The organism is Vibrio tritonius, from assembly GCF_001547935.1.
In the GTDB taxonomy this organism is placed as follows: domain Bacteria; phylum Pseudomonadota; class Gammaproteobacteria; order Enterobacterales; family Vibrionaceae; genus Vibrio; species Vibrio tritonius.
Map to the genome: position 1 here is coordinate 2,534,522 of NZ_AP014635.1, position 16,483 is coordinate 2,551,004.

15 protein-coding genes and 4 tRNA genes are annotated in these 16,483 nt (G+C 43.9%); 12 read left to right on the forward strand and 7 right to left on the reverse strand.

The window, feature by feature from the left end:
* The first annotated feature begins 20 nt into the window (after positions 1-20).
* From JCM16456_RS11200 to JCM16456_RS11215, 4 genes are all read left to right on the forward strand, one after another.
* Positions 21-105: transfer RNA gene (locus JCM16456_RS11200), tRNA-Tyr, on the forward strand.
* Positions 106-176: 71 nt separating this feature from the next.
* Positions 177-261: transfer RNA gene (locus tag JCM16456_RS11205), tRNA-Tyr, on the forward strand.
* An 88-nt stretch (positions 262-349) separates the two neighbouring features.
* A tRNA-Tyr gene (locus JCM16456_RS11210) sits at positions 350-434 on the forward strand.
* An 87-nt stretch (positions 435-521) separates the two neighbouring features.
* A tRNA-Tyr gene (locus JCM16456_RS11215) sits at positions 522-606 on the forward strand.
* Between the two features lie 96 nt (positions 607-702).
* Here the strand turns inward: JCM16456_RS11215 and gmhB are convergent.
* Complete coding sequence (gene gmhB, locus JCM16456_RS11220; protein ID WP_068714347.1) at positions 703-1,254, reverse strand: D-glycero-beta-D-manno-heptose 1,7-bisphosphate 7-phosphatase; 552 nt, start codon at positions 1,252-1,254, stop codon at positions 703-705.
* A gap of 249 nt (positions 1,255-1,503) precedes the next feature.
* On the opposite strand from gmhB, the gene metN reads away from it, so the two are divergent.
* The 3 genes from metN to JCM16456_RS11235 are packed head-to-tail and all read left to right on the forward strand — an operon-like array spanning position 1,504 to position 4,060.
* Entirely contained in the window at positions 1,504-2,541 is a 1,038-nt protein-coding gene (gene metN / locus JCM16456_RS11225; protein ID WP_068714348.1) for a methionine ABC transporter ATP-binding protein MetN, read from the forward strand.
* The gene (locus JCM16456_RS11230) at positions 2,528-3,205 is read left to right on the forward strand and encodes a methionine ABC transporter permease (protein ID WP_068714350.1); all 678 of its coding nucleotides are present in this window, start codon (positions 2,528-2,530) and stop codon (positions 3,203-3,205) included. Before metN ends, JCM16456_RS11230 begins: the two co-directional genes overlap by 14 nt.
* 48 nt (positions 3,206-3,253) lie before the next feature.
* Positions 3,254-4,060, forward strand: a complete 807-nt coding sequence (locus JCM16456_RS11235; RefSeq protein WP_068714351.1) for a MetQ/NlpA family lipoprotein — start codon at positions 3,254-3,256, stop codon at positions 4,058-4,060.
* 84 nt (positions 4,061-4,144) lie between these two features.
* Here the strand turns inward: JCM16456_RS11235 and JCM16456_RS11240 are convergent, their stop codons facing one another.
* Both JCM16456_RS11240 and syd read right to left on the reverse strand, forming a co-directional pair.
* Positions 4,145-4,921, reverse strand: a complete 777-nt coding sequence (locus JCM16456_RS11240) for a Zn-ribbon-containing protein (protein ID WP_068714355.1) — start codon at positions 4,919-4,921, stop codon at positions 4,145-4,147.
* A 5-nt stretch (positions 4,922-4,926) separates the two neighbouring features.
* Entirely contained in the window at positions 4,927-5,484 is a 558-nt protein-coding gene (gene syd / locus JCM16456_RS11245) for a SecY-interacting protein (RefSeq protein ID WP_068716048.1), read from the reverse strand.
* Positions 5,485-5,581: 97 nt separating this feature from the next.
* Between syd and queF the strand changes: the two genes are divergently transcribed.
* The 5 genes from queF (at position 5,582) to xni (ending at position 12,954) form a co-directional block, all read left to right on the forward strand.
* On the forward strand, positions 5,582-6,427 hold the full coding sequence (gene queF, locus JCM16456_RS11250) for an NADPH-dependent 7-cyano-7-deazaguanine reductase QueF (protein ID WP_068714358.1): 846 nt from the start codon (positions 5,582-5,584) through the stop codon (positions 6,425-6,427).
* A 16-nt stretch (positions 6,428-6,443) separates the two neighbouring features.
* Positions 6,444-8,711, forward strand: coding sequence for a tetratricopeptide repeat protein (locus JCM16456_RS11255; RefSeq protein WP_068714360.1), 2,268 nt, complete (start codon positions 6,444-6,446; stop codon positions 8,709-8,711).
* Between the two features lie 444 nt (positions 8,712-9,155).
* Positions 9,156-10,457, forward strand: a complete 1,302-nt coding sequence (locus JCM16456_RS11260) for a GGDEF domain-containing protein (RefSeq protein ID WP_068714362.1) — start codon at positions 9,156-9,158, stop codon at positions 10,455-10,457.
* 265 nt (positions 10,458-10,722) lie between these two features.
* A complete protein-coding gene (ppnN, locus tag JCM16456_RS11265) occupies positions 10,723-12,081 on the forward strand; it encodes a nucleotide 5'-monophosphate nucleosidase PpnN (protein WP_068714364.1) in 1,359 nt (452 codons plus the stop codon).
* A gap of 81 nt (positions 12,082-12,162) precedes the next feature.
* Positions 12,163-12,954, forward strand: coding sequence for a flap endonuclease Xni (xni, locus tag JCM16456_RS11270; protein ID WP_068714366.1), 792 nt, complete (start codon positions 12,163-12,165; stop codon positions 12,952-12,954).
* Positions 12,955-13,046: 92 nt separating this feature from the next.
* Here the strand turns inward: xni and rlmM are convergent, their stop codons facing one another.
* The 4 genes from rlmM to JCM16456_RS11290 are packed head-to-tail and all read right to left on the reverse strand — an operon-like array spanning position 13,047 to position 16,056.
* Entirely contained in the window at positions 13,047-14,138 is a 1,092-nt protein-coding gene (gene rlmM, locus JCM16456_RS11275; protein WP_068714368.1) for a 23S rRNA (cytidine(2498)-2'-O)-methyltransferase RlmM, read from the reverse strand.
* Positions 14,135-14,536: a DUF423 domain-containing protein gene (locus JCM16456_RS11280; RefSeq protein ID WP_068714374.1), complete on the reverse strand. Its 402-nt coding sequence runs from the start codon at positions 14,534-14,536 to the stop codon at positions 14,135-14,137. Before JCM16456_RS11280 ends, rlmM begins: the two co-directional genes overlap by 4 nt.
* Positions 14,526-15,155: an alpha/beta fold hydrolase gene (locus JCM16456_RS11285; protein WP_068714376.1), complete on the reverse strand. Its 630-nt coding sequence runs from the start codon at positions 15,153-15,155 to the stop codon at positions 14,526-14,528. The genes JCM16456_RS11280 and JCM16456_RS11285 overlap by 11 nt, the downstream gene beginning before the upstream one ends.
* Positions 15,148-16,056 (reverse strand): transcriptional regulator GcvA, encoded by a 909-nt coding sequence (locus JCM16456_RS11290; RefSeq protein WP_068714377.1) that lies wholly within the window; start codon positions 16,054-16,056, stop codon positions 15,148-15,150. The genes JCM16456_RS11285 and JCM16456_RS11290 overlap by 8 nt, the downstream gene beginning before the upstream one ends.
* Between the last annotated feature and the right edge of the window lie 427 nt (positions 16,057-16,483).

Sequence of the window (16,483 nt, forward strand, 5' to 3'; positions counted from 1 at the left end):
CTTAAGTATAAAAATACCCTGGAGGGGTTCCCGAGTGGCCAAAGGGAGCAGACTGTAAATCTGCCGGCTCCGCCTTCGATGGTTCGAATCCGTCCCCCTCCACCATATTCTTCTCTTTGTGAGAAAAACTTGATTGAACGTGTTGGGAAAACTTCAATTAAGTATAAAAATACCCTGGAGGGGTTCCCGAGTGGCCAAAGGGAGCAGACTGTAAATCTGCCGGCTCCGCCTTCGATGGTTCGAATCCGTCCCCCTCCACCATATTCTTCTCCTTGTGAGAAAAACTTGATTGAACGTGTTGGGAAAACCTCAATCAAGCTTATTCTGATAAAGAATAGGAAAACACCCTGGAGGGGTTCCCGAGTGGCCAAAGGGAGCAGACTGTAAATCTGCCGGCTCCGCCTTCGATGGTTCGAATCCGTCCCCCTCCACCATATTCTTCTCCTTGTGAGAAAAACTTGATTGAACGTGTTGGGAAAACCTCAATCAAGCTTATTCTGATAAAGAATAGGAAAACCCCTGGAGGGGTTCCCGAGTGGCCAAAGGGAGCAGACTGTAAATCTGCCGGCTCCGCCTTCGATGGTTCGAATCCGTCCCCCTCCACCATATTGAAAAGCCAGCTCATCGAGCTGGCTTTTTTGTTTTCTCAATACCATCAATAAAAAAGGCCACCTGGGTGACCTCTCTTTGAATCAGATTTTGTTACTTCTGCAAGTAACTCGGAACATCCGCAATACTGTCAAGAACCGCTGTTGCAAGGGCTTCGCCTTTCTCCGTCACAGGCTTACCTGTACGAACTAAAATTTTCGTTCCGACACCGGCAGCTTCAGCCGCCATCAAATCTTCTGCTTTATCACCAACCATAACTGACTTGGCCATATCGATCTTTAAGAAGTCTCGAGCAGAGATAAACATGCCTGGCTTTGGTTTACGACAATCGCAATCTTGCTTATATTCACCAACGCCGTGCTCTGGATGATGTGGGCAATAGTAAAAGCCATCAAATTCAACACCATTATCTTCAAAGTTCCAATCCATCCATTGGGTTAAAGAAAGAAAGCGATCTTCGCTAAACATTCCTCGAGCAATACCGGCCTGATTGGTCACTAACACAAGAAGATAACCCATTTGCTGCAATTTTTTAGTTGCCTCAAATACCCCTTCGATAAATTCGAAGTCGTGCTCATCATGCACATAACCATGATCGACATTAATCACGCCATCACGATCTAAAAACACCGCTGGTTTAGCCAAAACTACTCTCGCTATTGAGTGAATATAGAGGAATTATTACATAGCTTATTTCTTTCATCACTATCAAATTGCTTTCTGTTATAGCAAATTGTCAGATTTAGACGTCTAGACGTCAAAATATCTATTGACTTGAATGGCGAGAAACCATAGCATCATCATCCAAGTTTTAAGGTTTACAAAACAATATTCTGTGGCACTGGCACCGCAGAACGTTTTTATAAGCAAGCCGTTCCCTGCACAGGTTTTCGAATGATTGAAATAAGTAATGTTAACAAGGTGTTTTTACAGGGCGAAAAGGAAATTCACGCTCTAAAAAACATCAATCTCACAATTCCACAAGGCACCATTTTTGGTGTTATCGGTTCATCAGGTGCAGGGAAAAGTACACTGATCCGTTGTGTGAACATGTTAGAGCGACCAACCTCCGGCGCTGTGGTTGTCGATGGTATCGATTTGACCCAACTTACTGCTGCAGAGCTTTCTGCTGCCCGCCGTAATATTGGCATGATTTTTCAGCACTTTAACTTACTTTCATCACGCACAGTATTTGATAACGTAGCGCTACCATTAGAGCTTGCAGGTGAAAACAAAAAAGCCATCGACACTAAAGTAAGCGAGTTACTTGAACTGGTTGGCCTAGCAGACAAAAAAGATACCTACCCATCGAATTTAAGTGGTGGCCAGAAGCAGCGTGTGGCAATTGCCCGTGCGTTGGCCAGTGACCCTAAAGTGTTGCTATGTGATGAAGCCACCAGCGCTCTTGACCCAGCAACAACGCAATCAATTCTTGAACTACTAAAAGAGATTAACCGTCGTCTCAACATCACTATGCTGCTGATTACCCATGAAATGGACGTAGTAAAAAGCATCTGTAACGAAGTCGCCATCATTGGTGGTGGCGAATTGGTCGAGAAAGGCACGGTTGGTGATATCTTCGCTTACCCTAAAACAGACTTAGCACATCAATTTATTCGTTCTACATTGAATTTATCAATTCCTGATGATTTTGCAGCTCGCCTAAAAACTAAACATGTTGCAGGTACGCACCCACTCGTGCGCTTTGAATTTACCGGAGCCAGTGTTGATGTCCCATTAGTTTCCCAGGTATCTCGTAAGTTCAATATCGACGTAAGCATTCTGAATTCTGACCTAGATTATGCCGGTGGCGTAAAATTCGGCATGATGGTCGCAGAAATTCTAGGCGACAAAGAGAACACAGAAGCAGCAATTCAGTTTATTCGCGATAACAAGGTTAAAGTTGAGGTACTTGGTTATGTCAATGCATGATTTAATGGCGTGGGTATCACTCAACAGTGATCTAATTTTAAAAGCAACATGGCAAACTGTTTACATGGTTGCAGTATCTGGTGTGGTTGGTTTCGCCATCGGTATCCCTCTGGGTGTAATACTGCACACCACAAAGAAAGATGGATTACTAGAAAACCCAATCCTGAACCGAGTGCTAGGCGCTATTGTCAACATTGGTCGTTCTGTACCATTTTTGGTGTTGATGGTTGCCATTATTCCAGTGACAAAAATGCTGGTCGGTACGTTTATCGGTACAACCGCAGCGATTGTACCTTTGACTATTGGTGCAATTCCGTTCGTTGCGCGTCTTATTGAAGGTGCCTTAATGGAAGTACCATCAGGCTTGGTTGAAGCTGCCCAATCGATGGGTGCAACACCATCGCAAATCATTAATAAGGTATTAATCCCAGAAGCGCTGCCGACTATCCTCAATACAGTCACCGTAACACTAGTAACTCTAGTGAGCTACTCAGCCATGGCTGGTACTGTTGGTGGCGGTGGTTTGGGTGATGTTGCTATCCGTTACGGCTTTTATCGCTACGATATCGTTATCATGGCGGTAACCGTCGTAATGCTCATTATCCTAGTACAAATTATACAATCAGTTGGTGACGCACTAGTTCGTCGCGTAGACCACAGATAAATAAGATATTAAACAATATAAGACATAAAAATTTAACAGGAGTTAGGAATGAAATTCAGCGTAAAAGCTCTATTCACCATCGCAGCGGCAGCATCTACACTTATTCTTGCGGGCTGTGGTGACGAAACAGTAGACCAAAGCAAAATCAAAGTCGGCGTAATCGCTGGTGCTGAGGCTCAAGTAGCCGAAGTTGCTAAAAAAGTAGCAAAAGAAAAATACAACCTAGACGTAGAACTCGTTACTTTCACTGACTACGTAACACCAAACGCAGCTCTAGCGGATGGCTCTGTAGATGTAAACGCGTTCCAACACAAACCATACCTAGACCAGCAAATGGAAAGCCGTGGTTACAAACTTGCTATCGCTGGTAACACGTTCGTTTACCCAATCGCTGGTTACTCTAGCAAAATCAAGACCGTTGCAGAAATCAAAGATGGTGACCGCATTGCAGTGCCTAACGACCCAACTAACCTAGGTCGTTCACTAATGCTTCTTGAAAAACAAGGCCTACTCAAGCTACGTGAAGGCGCCACTCTAAACGCAACAACTCGTGATATCGTTGAAAACCCTAAAAATCTAGAAATTGTTGAACTAGATGCCTCTCAACTACCACGTTCTCTAGACGACGTAACAGTTGCTATCATCAACAACACGTTCGCTAGCTCTATCAACCTAACACCTAACAAAGATGGTATTTTTGTTGAAGATAAAGATTCACCATACGTGAACCTGATCGTTGCTCGCCAAGACAACGTAAACAACGAAAACGTGAAAAACTTTGTGAAAGCATACCAAACTGAGGAAGTTTACCAAGCAGCACAAAAAGCGTTTGGCGGTATTGTTAAAGGCTGGTAATTCATTCTTATTAAAGAGAAAAAACAAAAGGTTGGCCATGGCCAACCTTTTTTACATCTTGTATTTGGACTTATTCAACCCAGTTTATTTCAAGTGATCCCAAGAGATATTAGAAACAATCCGGCACTGGTCGCATTTGAAGTGGAAGATATCATGCAAAGGTTCTTCAAGTAACCACTCCCCGTTACATTTAGGACAGCGGCGAGCTTGCTCTTGAGCAAGGCTTATTCCACCAACGCGATACAAATAATAGTAAGTTGGTACTTTGGTGAGATATTCAATCCGACCACGTAAGTCCCAGCCACGAATGAACATGTCGCTGTCGATGTCGCAAATTTCATGTAACGCTGCGTGTTCAGCCTTGCAACTGCCTGCCATCTGTATTTCGTCACACGCTTGCCACTCAGTTTGCCACTTTACAACCGCCTTGTGATCACCATTGAAGGTAGGCTCATTTCGGTAAAGCGGAATAGGCAATAACGTATCACCACTTCGCAATGGAGAACACGTATGAACATAGGTGGTATAAAGCACTTGCCAGCTTGGCTGCACATCATCTGCCGCTTGCTCTGAATTCATATCACGCCCAAGTAAGCGTACTTTAGGAGCCAGTAAGCATGCGTCAGTTAAGCGCTCAATGCACACCTGCACAAAATCGGAATGATTGCGCGGATGTAAGCTCTCTTTTTCCGGGCAAACAGCGCGGACAAAAAACTCGCCCTCCCCCATCACCACAGGAAATTCACGTCCCAGCACTTGGCCATTGTAGCGTAGGGCTTCCATTAAACCATTAATGGCTTTATCAACAGCGCTAATAGTGGTGTTATCAAAACACTCAAATTCCAGTTCAACAACAAACATTCAATTTAAACCATGGTGTTAGAAGGGGTTGGTTCTAACTGAGACAGAAATAACTCCAGCGTTGGCGCTAGTACTTCTCTTTCTCCTGAACCTAGAGTTTCTAACAGCACTTGCCCAGTTAAGTTACACACCGAAATCACTTGCATTTCATCTTCTGCTGCCGCAATAAACACGGTTGGTTTATGCTTCAAACGACGCTGCATGACCAAGTGACCCAAAATATTTTCTTGTAAACGCTCAAAATCGTCGTCGCTCCACACTTGTAGCAGCGTTAGCGGTTGACCATGCCATACTGCGGGCATATCAGCACTGTATTGCGAACCATAAAACGCAATGACATCCTCATGCAGAGTTAGCTCGATAGCGCGTTCTACATTGGAAAAATCTGCTTGCTGTTCACGTTGTACTGGTTGCCAAAACACACACTCATCTGTTGTTTCACTAATACAAGGGGAAGCTAATCCAACCAAGTCTGCATCAGCGGGAAGATGTCCTAATTGCTGCTGACACTGCGCAACATAACGTTGGCAAAATAGGGACAGCGCCTTATCAATGGATGTCATGTCATTCTCCATCGTCGATTCCTTTAACCCTGCTTAATGACAGAAGCGAAGGGATTGCGTAAAATTCTCGGTATTCTAATCGAATTGACACAAAAAAATGAGCAAATATTCCAACGCAAAAGAGCTATCCGGCTTAACCTTGGGCAAAAAAACCGCCTATGCCACACATTATGACCCAACTCTATTGCAGCCTGTCCCACGTAGTTTGAACCGCAATGACCTGAAACTCGGCGACGATTTGCCTTTTAAAGGCAGCGACTTATGGACGCTATACGAAATTTCTTGGCTCAATCAACGTGGTCTCCCTCAAGTAGCTGTTGGTCACGTTGCCATTCCTGCAACCAGTGCCAATCTGATTGAATCGAAATCGTTTAAACTGTACCTCAACAGTTTTAACCAAACGCGTTTTGCAACTTGGCAAGACGTTCAAACCACCATGTCCAAAGACCTATCAGCTTGTGCTGGTGAAACGGTGTCGGTTGAGCTTTGCTCTGTCGAGCAATTTACTGGTGAAGCGATTGTCTCAATGCAAGGCGAGTGTATCGATAACCAAGATATTGAAATTACTCATTATGAGTTTGATGATACCCTACTCTCTGGCGCAAAGGGCACTGAACAGGTCACTGAAACTCTCCACAGCCACCTACTCAAGTCCAACTGCCTCATCACTAGCCAACCAGATTGGGGCAGCGTAGAAATTCAATACACTGGTAGCAAGATCGACCAAGAAGCCTTATTGCGTTACATTGTTTCTTTCCGCGACCATAACGAGTTTCACGAACAGTGTGTGGAACGTATTTTTACCGACATTATGCGTTATTGCCAACCAACTCAGTTGACGGTTTATGCACGCTATACCCGTCGCGGTGGCTTGGATATTAATCCATATCGTTCAACTGAGAACACGCTACCAGCAAACAAACAACGTATGGCAAGACAATAATAGGAACACCCTAGTAATGAGAATAACTCGCTGGCAATCTTGGTTTGCTCTGTTGATGTTAACCGCATCAACATTAGTTCATGCAACGATCTATTCATCACCAACACTGAATGAAGCGGCAGGACTGGTCGACATTTCCCCCATTCAAGCCAAGGCACTAGCCAGCGAGTATTTAAATCAACGCCGTTTAACTGAGAAAGCAGAAAAGACACCGACAACAATCGCTCGAGACGAAGCGGATAGCCGTATTCGAACCCCAGGTAGTACGGTAGATGCCATGGAGCTGTTAGCCCAAGCAGAGTTTAACTTAGGTAACTCACTCACAGCCTATACGGTTCTAGAACAAGCAGAGAAGCTCACTCAGCAGTATCAACTTCCTTACTTAAAACTGGATGTAAAACTCTTACATACCCGCTTGCGTTGGTTAGATACCGAAAGTGCCGCTAATGCCAATCAAGCATTGGATGATATCGAAGCGGATTTTAAAAATATCCAAAATGCTGACCAGCTCGCTACAGGTATTGAATACAAATTAAAAATGTTGCGTGCTGAAGTTGCCTCTAAGGCAGGCCAAACAACTACGGCTAATCATCTCTTTGCCGAGGTTGAAACCTATCTCAAAAAAATAAAATCGACCAAAACTGCCATCGACTATCACATCACAGTCGGTGAACACTATCTCAATCACGAACGCTACAACCTCGCGTTATCAGAGCTTCTTAGAGCATACTGGGATGCGATAGAAAACGACTCAGGCGCTCTACTCGCCAAAACTAACACCCTACTTGGCAGGCTATTTTTTGAACGAAGAGTGTTGGACAAATCGTTACTTCACTTATCTCAAGCTGCTGATTTCTATGGCAAGTATGATAAATCTCCAGTTTTAGCGCGGGTACTAAAACGCATGGGAGACACTTACTTCCTACAAGGAAAATATAATCTAGCTCTGGTTCACTACTTCAACGTCATTGACCACGAGAGCAGTAATAGTGATATTGAACAAGTGATCGAAACACGTTTATCGTTAGCAGCAACCTATTTACAGCTTTATAACTACCCACTTGCAAGTCAATATTTACAGCGTGCAGAAGAGTTATTGAACTACAGTGATATTCCACGCCTAAAAGCCAAAGTAGCACTACTCAATGCAGGGCTGGCTTTCCATCAGAAAAAAACCAATGATGTCATTAATTACTCGACAAAAGCATTACAAATTAGTCGTGCTTTAAGTGATACCGAACTGGAAGAACAGGCGTATCAACTACTATCAGAAGGTTATGAGCAATCTGGTCAATTAGCTCGTGCGCTGCAAAATATGAAATATCACAACCATCTTGCTCAACTAAGACAAGATAAGCTTAACCGCATTAGTGAAGACGCATTTCGCCAGCAGAAAGAGTTCGTCGAACAAACACTGCACATGGCTGGACAAGAGCAAGAGTTGAAACGCCTAAAGCAGGAGTACGGTAAATTCCAAAAAATTGCATTTGGATTGTTTATTACTTCTGCACTCTTTTTCCTCTTTTTACTGCGTCGCGGCTACATCATTCAACGTCAAAAAGATGAGATAGAAGAGCTTAACAGCAATCTTTTCACCCACTCTCGCTCGCGCCTGCGTAACCTACGCATGCTCAATGCAAGGCTCGCTACATCGTTAGAAAAAAGCAGTCGCAGTTTTGAAGAGTGGCACATTGGTGAACTCATCAATGAACCTCTCAACGACCGTTTGCGGTTTGTTATGGTCGACATTCCATTTATGCGCAATATGTACCTGCAACATGGGTATACCGGTGGGCTTGAACTCGAACATGCCTTTGGTGCATTCCTAAAATCCAAGCTTACTGGTTCGCAGAGAATCTATCATTTTTCCGACTCGAACTTGCTTTATATTGAGCCAAATACCGACCGCAACCGACCACCAGAAGAGATGTTTGAGCAGTTCCAGGGATGGGTGAATGAATTTGAACCACACCGTCATCTTAATCGAAACATTCGGGTGGGAATTGCCGACTACCCATTCCTGCCTCGCGCCTATACCGCGATCAATGACAAGGAGTTGTTGGATATTTTATTGATGGCAACCGATATTGCCAGAGGCTTAAGTTTGCAGGAAAACAGCAGCCACTGGGTGTACTTTAGAGCAATCGATAACGCACCTGCGGCAAGTTTTGCATCTAATAATATTCGTCGATCATGTAAGTACGCTATTAACCAAGGTTTGGTAAAAGTGCAATCTTCGTTTAAAAATGAAGACACAATTAAGAAACTCTTAAAAGCTGGTTAATTTTCCACCACTTAAGCAATTGAGAAGGTGACGAATCTATTTATTTTGATATTATCGCCAATAGATTTACGTGAAGAACTTTTATATTATATTCAACTAGTTTAATAAACAAATTAGTGACTAAATCGTTGTTCCTAATTATGTCCCCGATAGGGTAAGCAACCGTTATTTAGAATGGTAGGTAAAAGAGTGTAATCCGAAAAATACAGCACTTAACCACCTGTTTTATTTATTTAAAACCGTTTTTCTGGATATAAAACAAAGTATCTCTGCGGTGAATACGCACAATAAAGTAAGTAAAGCAGAGTGCTCAAGAGCGCTCCTTTGCTTTAGTGCCATAACGTTGAACCGCGTATCTTCTTAGCTTCCTCTCATATGAACTAAGACTTCAACATTATTGGTCACCCTTTTTGTTCCTTAACCAGTGGCATTGGAGCACTCGTAATGCAGCACAGTCTGGCAACTGACAACCCGACACCAACATTAGCTGAACAGCTAAAACGCAGTAGTGAATGCCTGCTTCGGGTACCTCATTTACCGGAAAGAGTAAAACGCGATCTACGTGACCTCGTTAATTTTGCCGCATCACAGCGCATAGATGACAATGAGCAGGCATTACGCCTACTGAATCTCTACGAGATTACCATTAAAATTCTGAGTACGAATCGTGAAACACACGCTCCAGACTTGTCCGGTTTCGACGCCAATACTGATCAGTTAAAACGCCTCAATAAAGAGTTACAACGCGTAATAACTGAGTTGGATTTTGAAGGCGAATACGGTGATTTACTGATCGACATTCGAGCAAAATTACTGCTCGGGGTAAATTCTAGTACCTTGCTAGAACTAACCCTGCAAGTGTTACAGTTGGTGGTTTTAGGAACAGAGAATGAACGGAAAACTTCAGAGAAGTTTCTAGAACAAACTAACGAATCGCTTTCTAAAATCAGCTCAAATTCGGAACAAATTATCAGCCAAAGCCGCAGTGATTTCGTTCAACGGCAAAGCTTACATAATGAACTCAATGGGTTGGCTAAACGAAGCCAAAATTCACTTACATTGGATAAAGATTTCAGTTCATTATTAGGAAGCATGACACCTCTTGTTCGTGAATTATCGTTGCTCTCAGAACGTTTTAGACAATCTGAATCCCGTGAACAAGCCCTACTAGAACAGATCCAATACGCCAAGCGGCAGATTGACACCTTGAGTGATATGACCAATGAGTATCGCCGCCGCTTGGAAGATCAAGCGAAACGCTTACTGTTAGATCCGTTGACTAAAACGCTCAATCGCACCGCATTTAACGACCAACTCGAGTTAGAATACCGTCGCTGGATTCGCACACAGCACAACCTTCGAATCGTCCTGTTTGATATCGATAACTTTAAGCAAATCAATGATCATTTTGGTTATAGCGCTGGCGATAAAGCACTTAAAATCATTGCACGAACCATAGGTAAAGAACTGAATCAATCTGACACTCTGGCACGCTTTGGTGGTGAAGAGTTCATTGTCATTTTACCGGAATATCAGGATCAAGAAGTACTGACCTTAATTCAAAAAGTTCAACGCAACATTGCCCTCTTGCCATTCAAATTTCGCGATCGTAGCTTAAAAATCACGGTCAGTGCCGCCTGCACGCAATTAAAAGATACAGATACCCCAGAGCTGGTACTCGAGCACTTGGGTAAAGCTCTCGCAGAAGTGAAAGATTTTGGATCCAATCAGCTATTTTGGAAATAAATCCCACATAAGCTGATCCATATTGGAACTTGGATGAGTATTAGCCCCTCGCACAAACGGTCAAAAAACACGCTATCATTAGCAAAGATTGTGCTCAGCGTCACATCTTTGTAGTTGAGCAATTTCCGAACACTAAAGATGCACACTAGATTGTTATAAGCAAAATATATCAATAAGTTAGTGACCACCTTCGTCGGTTATGAGTAAGCTCTTATGACATCAATACCCTGAGGTGGTTTGATTTTCCTTTTCCAAGGAGGCCAGTATGATCACACAAGTCAGCCCAGCGGGCAGTATGGATTTGTTATCGCAGCTGGAAGTTGAAAAACTAAAAAAAACAGCCACAAGCGAACTGTATCAGCTTTATCGTAACTGTAGTCTTGCCGTGCTCAACTCAGGCAGCCACACTGACAACTCGAAAGAACTGTTAGATAAATACCAAGATTTTGATATTGATGTGATGCGTCGTGAACGCGGCATCAAACTTGAACTCATCAACCCACCTGAACATGCATTTGTCGATGGCCAAATCATCAAAGGCATTCAAGAGCATCTGTTCTCTGTGCTAAGAGACATTGTCTACCTCAATTTACATCTGGGTGCGACGCCTCAAACATGCGAAGAAGACTCAACTTATATCACCAACCGCGTCTTTGCCATTTTACGGAACGCAGGAGCGCTGATTCCAGGTATCACACCTAACCTAGTAGTGTGTTGGGGTGGTCATTCAATCAATGACATCGAATACCAATACACCCGCGAAGTGGGTAATGAACTAGGATTACGCGAACTGAATGTTTGCACTGGCTGTGGCCCAGGTGCGATGGAAGGGCCGATGAAAGGGGCGGCGATTGGTCACGCCAAACAACGCTATACCTCTCAGCGTTATTTAGGTTTAACCGAACCCTCCATCATTGCGGCAGAGCCACCTAATCCTATTGTAAATGAATTACTCATCATGCCAGACATTGAAAAACGTCTGGAAGCATTTGTGCGAGTTGGGCACGGCATCATCATCTTCCCTGGCGGACCAGGCACAGCCGAAGAGCTACTCTACATTTTGGGTATCATGATGCATCCAGATAATGCTGACCAACCGCTACCTATCGTATTAACAGGTCCTAAAGAGAGCGAAGCTTATTTCCGCTCACTCGATCAATTCATCGGCGAGACGCTAGGTCAAGAAGCGCAAAAACACTATCAGATCGTCATTGATGATCCTGCAGAAGCTGCGCGGATTATGAAAAAAGCAATGCCAGAAGTACGTCAACATCGTAAAGACATGGAAGATGCCTACAGCTTTAACTGGTCACTGAAAATCGAACCTGAATTTCAGCATCCATTCGAGCCAACTCATGAAAACATGGCCAACTTAGATTTGCATTTAGGCCAAGCCCCACAAACCCTAGCCGCAAATCTACGTCGAGCGTTCTCTGGGATTGTTGCTGGTAATGTTAAATCAGAAGGCATTCGAGAAATTGAGCAAAATGGCCCATTTGAAATCCATGGCGATCCCGTCTTAATGAAGAAAATGGATACCTTACTCAAAGACTTCGTTGCTCAAAATCGCATGAAGTTACCTGGTGGTTCAGCTTACGTACCTTGTTATAAGATCGTTCAATAAGCAGTTAGGTTAGCCGTAAGGTAGTATTCCTATTCAATATCATTACAATAAGGGCTTATCAGCCCTTATTTTTTTGTATTTATGTCAATTCATCTGGTCATTATCGACGCTCTTAACCTTATTCGCCGCAACCATTCGGTTCAACAGGATCCGACCGATATTGCCCGGACAATAGACACCACCAGCAAAACACTCACCCGAATAATCAATGAGTCTCAACCCACCCATATGATTGCTGTGTTTGACCACCATCTACAAGATAGAGGCTGGCGTGGCGACATTCTACCCAACTATAAAGAAGGCAGAAAACCCATGCCCGAGCCACTGCAAAATGGCTTAGAAGCAATTCAGGAAGCATGGTGGGAATTAGGTATTGATTCACTACTTTCTAGCGGTGATGAAGCGGATGATCTCGTAGCGACCTTAGCGCTAAAAGTCGCAGCACACCAAGAAAAAGTCACCATCATTTCAACCGATAAAGGCTACTGTCAGTTACTCTCTCCAACGCTACAGATTCGTGACTACTTCCAACAGCGTTGGTTAGATGCCCCTTTTATTGAGCGAGAGTTCGGGGTTAAACCAGAACAATTGGCAGACTATTGGGGATTAGTTGGTGTCAGTTCCAGCCAAGTACCCGGCGTGCCAGGCATTGGCCCTAAAGCCGCAAAAGAGATTTTAAACCAATTTCCTGATATTGAAGCCGCTTATGCCAGCGATGACTTAGCCGCAAAATATCGCAAAAAGCTCGATGAACATATCGATATGGCAAGACGTTGCAAACAAGTCGCGACACTCAAAACTGACATTGAACTAGGATTTAATTTGCAAGATATCCGTTTTACAGGCCCCAACGAAGCTGAACCGACAGCTTAATATCAATCGGCACCTCTTAAATTAAATCGATAAAAAATAGCGCCAACGGCGCTATTTTCACTTCAACTCCTCAACATATTTCCAGCAACACCTTAGTGAGGAGAAATATTAGATAATACTTGAACATGTACCGTTATTTCTTCACGGTCATGGTAAAGGTGTTTGGCTTGCATACGGAATTTAACGCCGTTTTGAATTAGGAAGATTTTTAGGTTTTCAATATCCTGAAGCACTTCATCATAACGACCTTTCATTGGCAATTTGAGGTTAAACAGCGCCTCTTTTGCCCAACCGGCAATCAACCATTCCCCCATCAACTGTGCCACGCGTGATGGTTTTTCGACCATATCACACACTAGCCAAGTCACATTCTTACGTGCCGGCTCGAATTTAAAGCCATCTTCCATGTGATGCTTCACTTGGCCGGTTTCCATCAAGCTATCCGCCATCATACCGTTATCAATTGCGTGTACGAACATAGAACGCTTAACCAATTGATAAGTCCAACCACCAGGACACGCACCCAAGTCAACAGCCCACATTCCCGGCGCTAGGCGGGTGTCCCACTCTTCACGAGGTATAAACACATGAAACGCTTCTTCCAACTTCAACGTCGAACGGCTAGGTGCATCGGCTGGGAATTTCAGGCGAGGAATGCCCATAAAGAATTTCGAGTTGTTATCAGTGTACGAGTAACCAGCAAAACAGTGGCCAGGCGCGACAAAACATACGTGCAAGACCGGTTTTTTCGGATTTTCGCTTCTCAACAATAAACCTTTACCACGCATTGCTTGACGTAGCGGCACAGTAAATTTGCGACAAAACTTCAACAGCTCTTTCGCTTCATTAGTATCTGGTGTTTCTACCCGCAGCTCACCGCACTTAGGCATGCTTTCATCATCAGATAAATCGGCCAGCAATGGCGAAATACGATCGTCTTTCGGCAAGTCTTGGCACTCAGCAACCACAGCAAACATCTGACGCGAGAAGATTAGAGAATTGAAGTCGATTTTACGAATCAGTTTCTCTGCATCACCATCCTGATAGCATTCAAACAACACAAAACCTGTATTGCTTTTTAAACGCGGAAAACCAAACACTTCCAGTTGGGTTGCCTTATCCTGAATCTCACCTGCACACTCTTTTTCAAAACCAGAGCGGCAATAGAGCATCACTTGTTTCACGACTTCACCTCGTTAATTTTCAGTGCAGCTACAACAAAGTACACCCAGCCCAAAATGAACATAAGGCCACCGAAAGGTGTGATGGGACCAAACCATTTCGCCCCCGTCATCGCTAAAGCGTACAGACTGCCACTAAAACAAAAGATGCCGATGATAAAGCAAATTGCCGCGCGGCTGAAATACTTTTGTGCCAAAGATGCTTTTGACTGCAATAAGATTAATATACCGCAAAGCAAAATAGCGCCAGCATGAATAAATTGGTAATGCACGCCCGTCTGAAACACTTCCACCATCGGCAGAGCAATCGTTTTTTTTAGGCCATGGGCCGCAAAGGCACCAAGAATCACTCCTAGCCCAGACAAGGATCCGCCAATCGCCAATAAGGTTTTACTTTGCATTTTGGTATACCTCAAAGATAAAAGCACTAAGCTTATCTACCGCTAACTGAATATTATCTGACTCGGTATAGCCAGAAGATTTACGTGGTTTGAAACTGTGGTCACCGTCGGGAATGAAGCTGCAACTAACCTGCTCGCTCAGCGTAAAATCGGTGAACTCTTCTCGCTTCCCAAAAGTATCCCGTTCACCTTGCAAAATAAGGCAAGGTTTCGCCATGCTTGCCAAATGTTCGCCTTTATAACGCTCTGGTTTACCCGGAGGATGGAATGGATAGCCAAGGCAAGCAACACCTGCAACTTGTGGATGCTCCCACAATAGCGAGGCCATACGGCCCCCCATCGATTTACCGCCGATAACAACCGGACCTTTGGCATGCTGTTCAATCACCTCAGAGTAGGCTTCAAGCAACTTAGGTGCTCTATCAGGAGGGGACTTCTTGCCCGTTAAGCCTCGGCGAACCATATAAGGGAAGTTGAACCGTAATACTCGAATGCCTTTCTCAGCCAATCCTAAAGCGACTTGCTCCATAAAGGCATGCTCCATCCCCGCCCCAGCGCCGTGAGCAAAGATGAATAGAGGCTGATGATCTTCACCATTACACATGACTAATTCACTCATCTAACACATCCTCTTGTTCACTGCGTGCGGTTTTTAACATCCAGTCACGAAATGTAGCTATTCGCCCCATGTCCGCTTGTTTTTCATCACACACGACATAAAACGCATTAGGCGTCATTAAAATTTCATCAAACGGGGCAATTAAGCGCCCCGCATCCATTTCTGGTTTGGCCAACACATTATTGCCTAGCGCAATGCCCTGCCCGTGAGCCGCGGCTTGCAAGACCATAGTGGTATGGCTAAAGATAGGACCATGATTCACATTCACACTCTCTAAGCCGTTCTCTTTGGCAAACTGTTTCCAATAATGGCGTGAGGTATCATGCAATAACGTATGGTTAGCTAGGTCAGCCAGTTTTTCGAGGGGTTTATTACCGAGCAAAACGGTTGGAGAGCATAGCGGAATCAAATATTCCTGATAGAGCAAATCGGTACGTAAACCGGGCCAATGACCGCGCCCATAGTAAATCGCCACATCCACATCATCTGTCAAAGAACCTTCATCCATATCGACAGCCTTGATGCGCACGTCGATATCAGGCTCTTTCTGATTAAAATCAGATAAACGAGGCACCAACCACTGGATAGCAAAGCTTGGTGGTAAACTAATGGTTAACGCCCCTTTCTCGGTTCGCTCCAAAAGCTTATCGGTTGCCTCTGCGATTGAGCCAAATATATCTTTAATATCAGAGAAATAACCTTGCCCTTCTTCGGTCAATAAAAGGGAACGATTACGACGACGAAACAGTTTTAAACCTAAAAATTCTTCTAACGCTTTAATCTGATGGCTCACCGCGGCTTGAGTCACAAATAACTCTTCTGCTGCACGTGTAAAACTCAAATGTCGAGCCGCCGCTTCAAATACCTTAAGCGAATTTAATGGTGGTAATCTTCTAGACATAGGGACGCTCTACCATGGATTAGTTTTTCTTATGTGAAACATTATAAATTGTCCGTTGCTAACCGACCAGAGAAAATCTATATTTCGTCCCGCAGCAAAAGCCTGAACGGCTTGATTCGTTTTCGAATCAATGGGTTTTTGTTGCGATGTTGTGTTTGCAAACTCGATTTTCGAGTCCGGTAGTTTCTACCATCCGGTTTTGTACAGTTATCCCCTGTGCAAAACTAACTTCCTGTATTTATTTTTTGACCTGTCTGTCAAATTTTCTTCACCGCCTTATTAGGCGGTGTTTTTTTATCTAAAAATCATACAAATACCATTCTCTACTATCCAGAGAACATTGCACTAACTTACCCCATCTTTAGGTCACAATTCGCGTAGTTCGTTTATTCCTATGGCGTTAGGGATAAAAAAACGCCGCGACAGT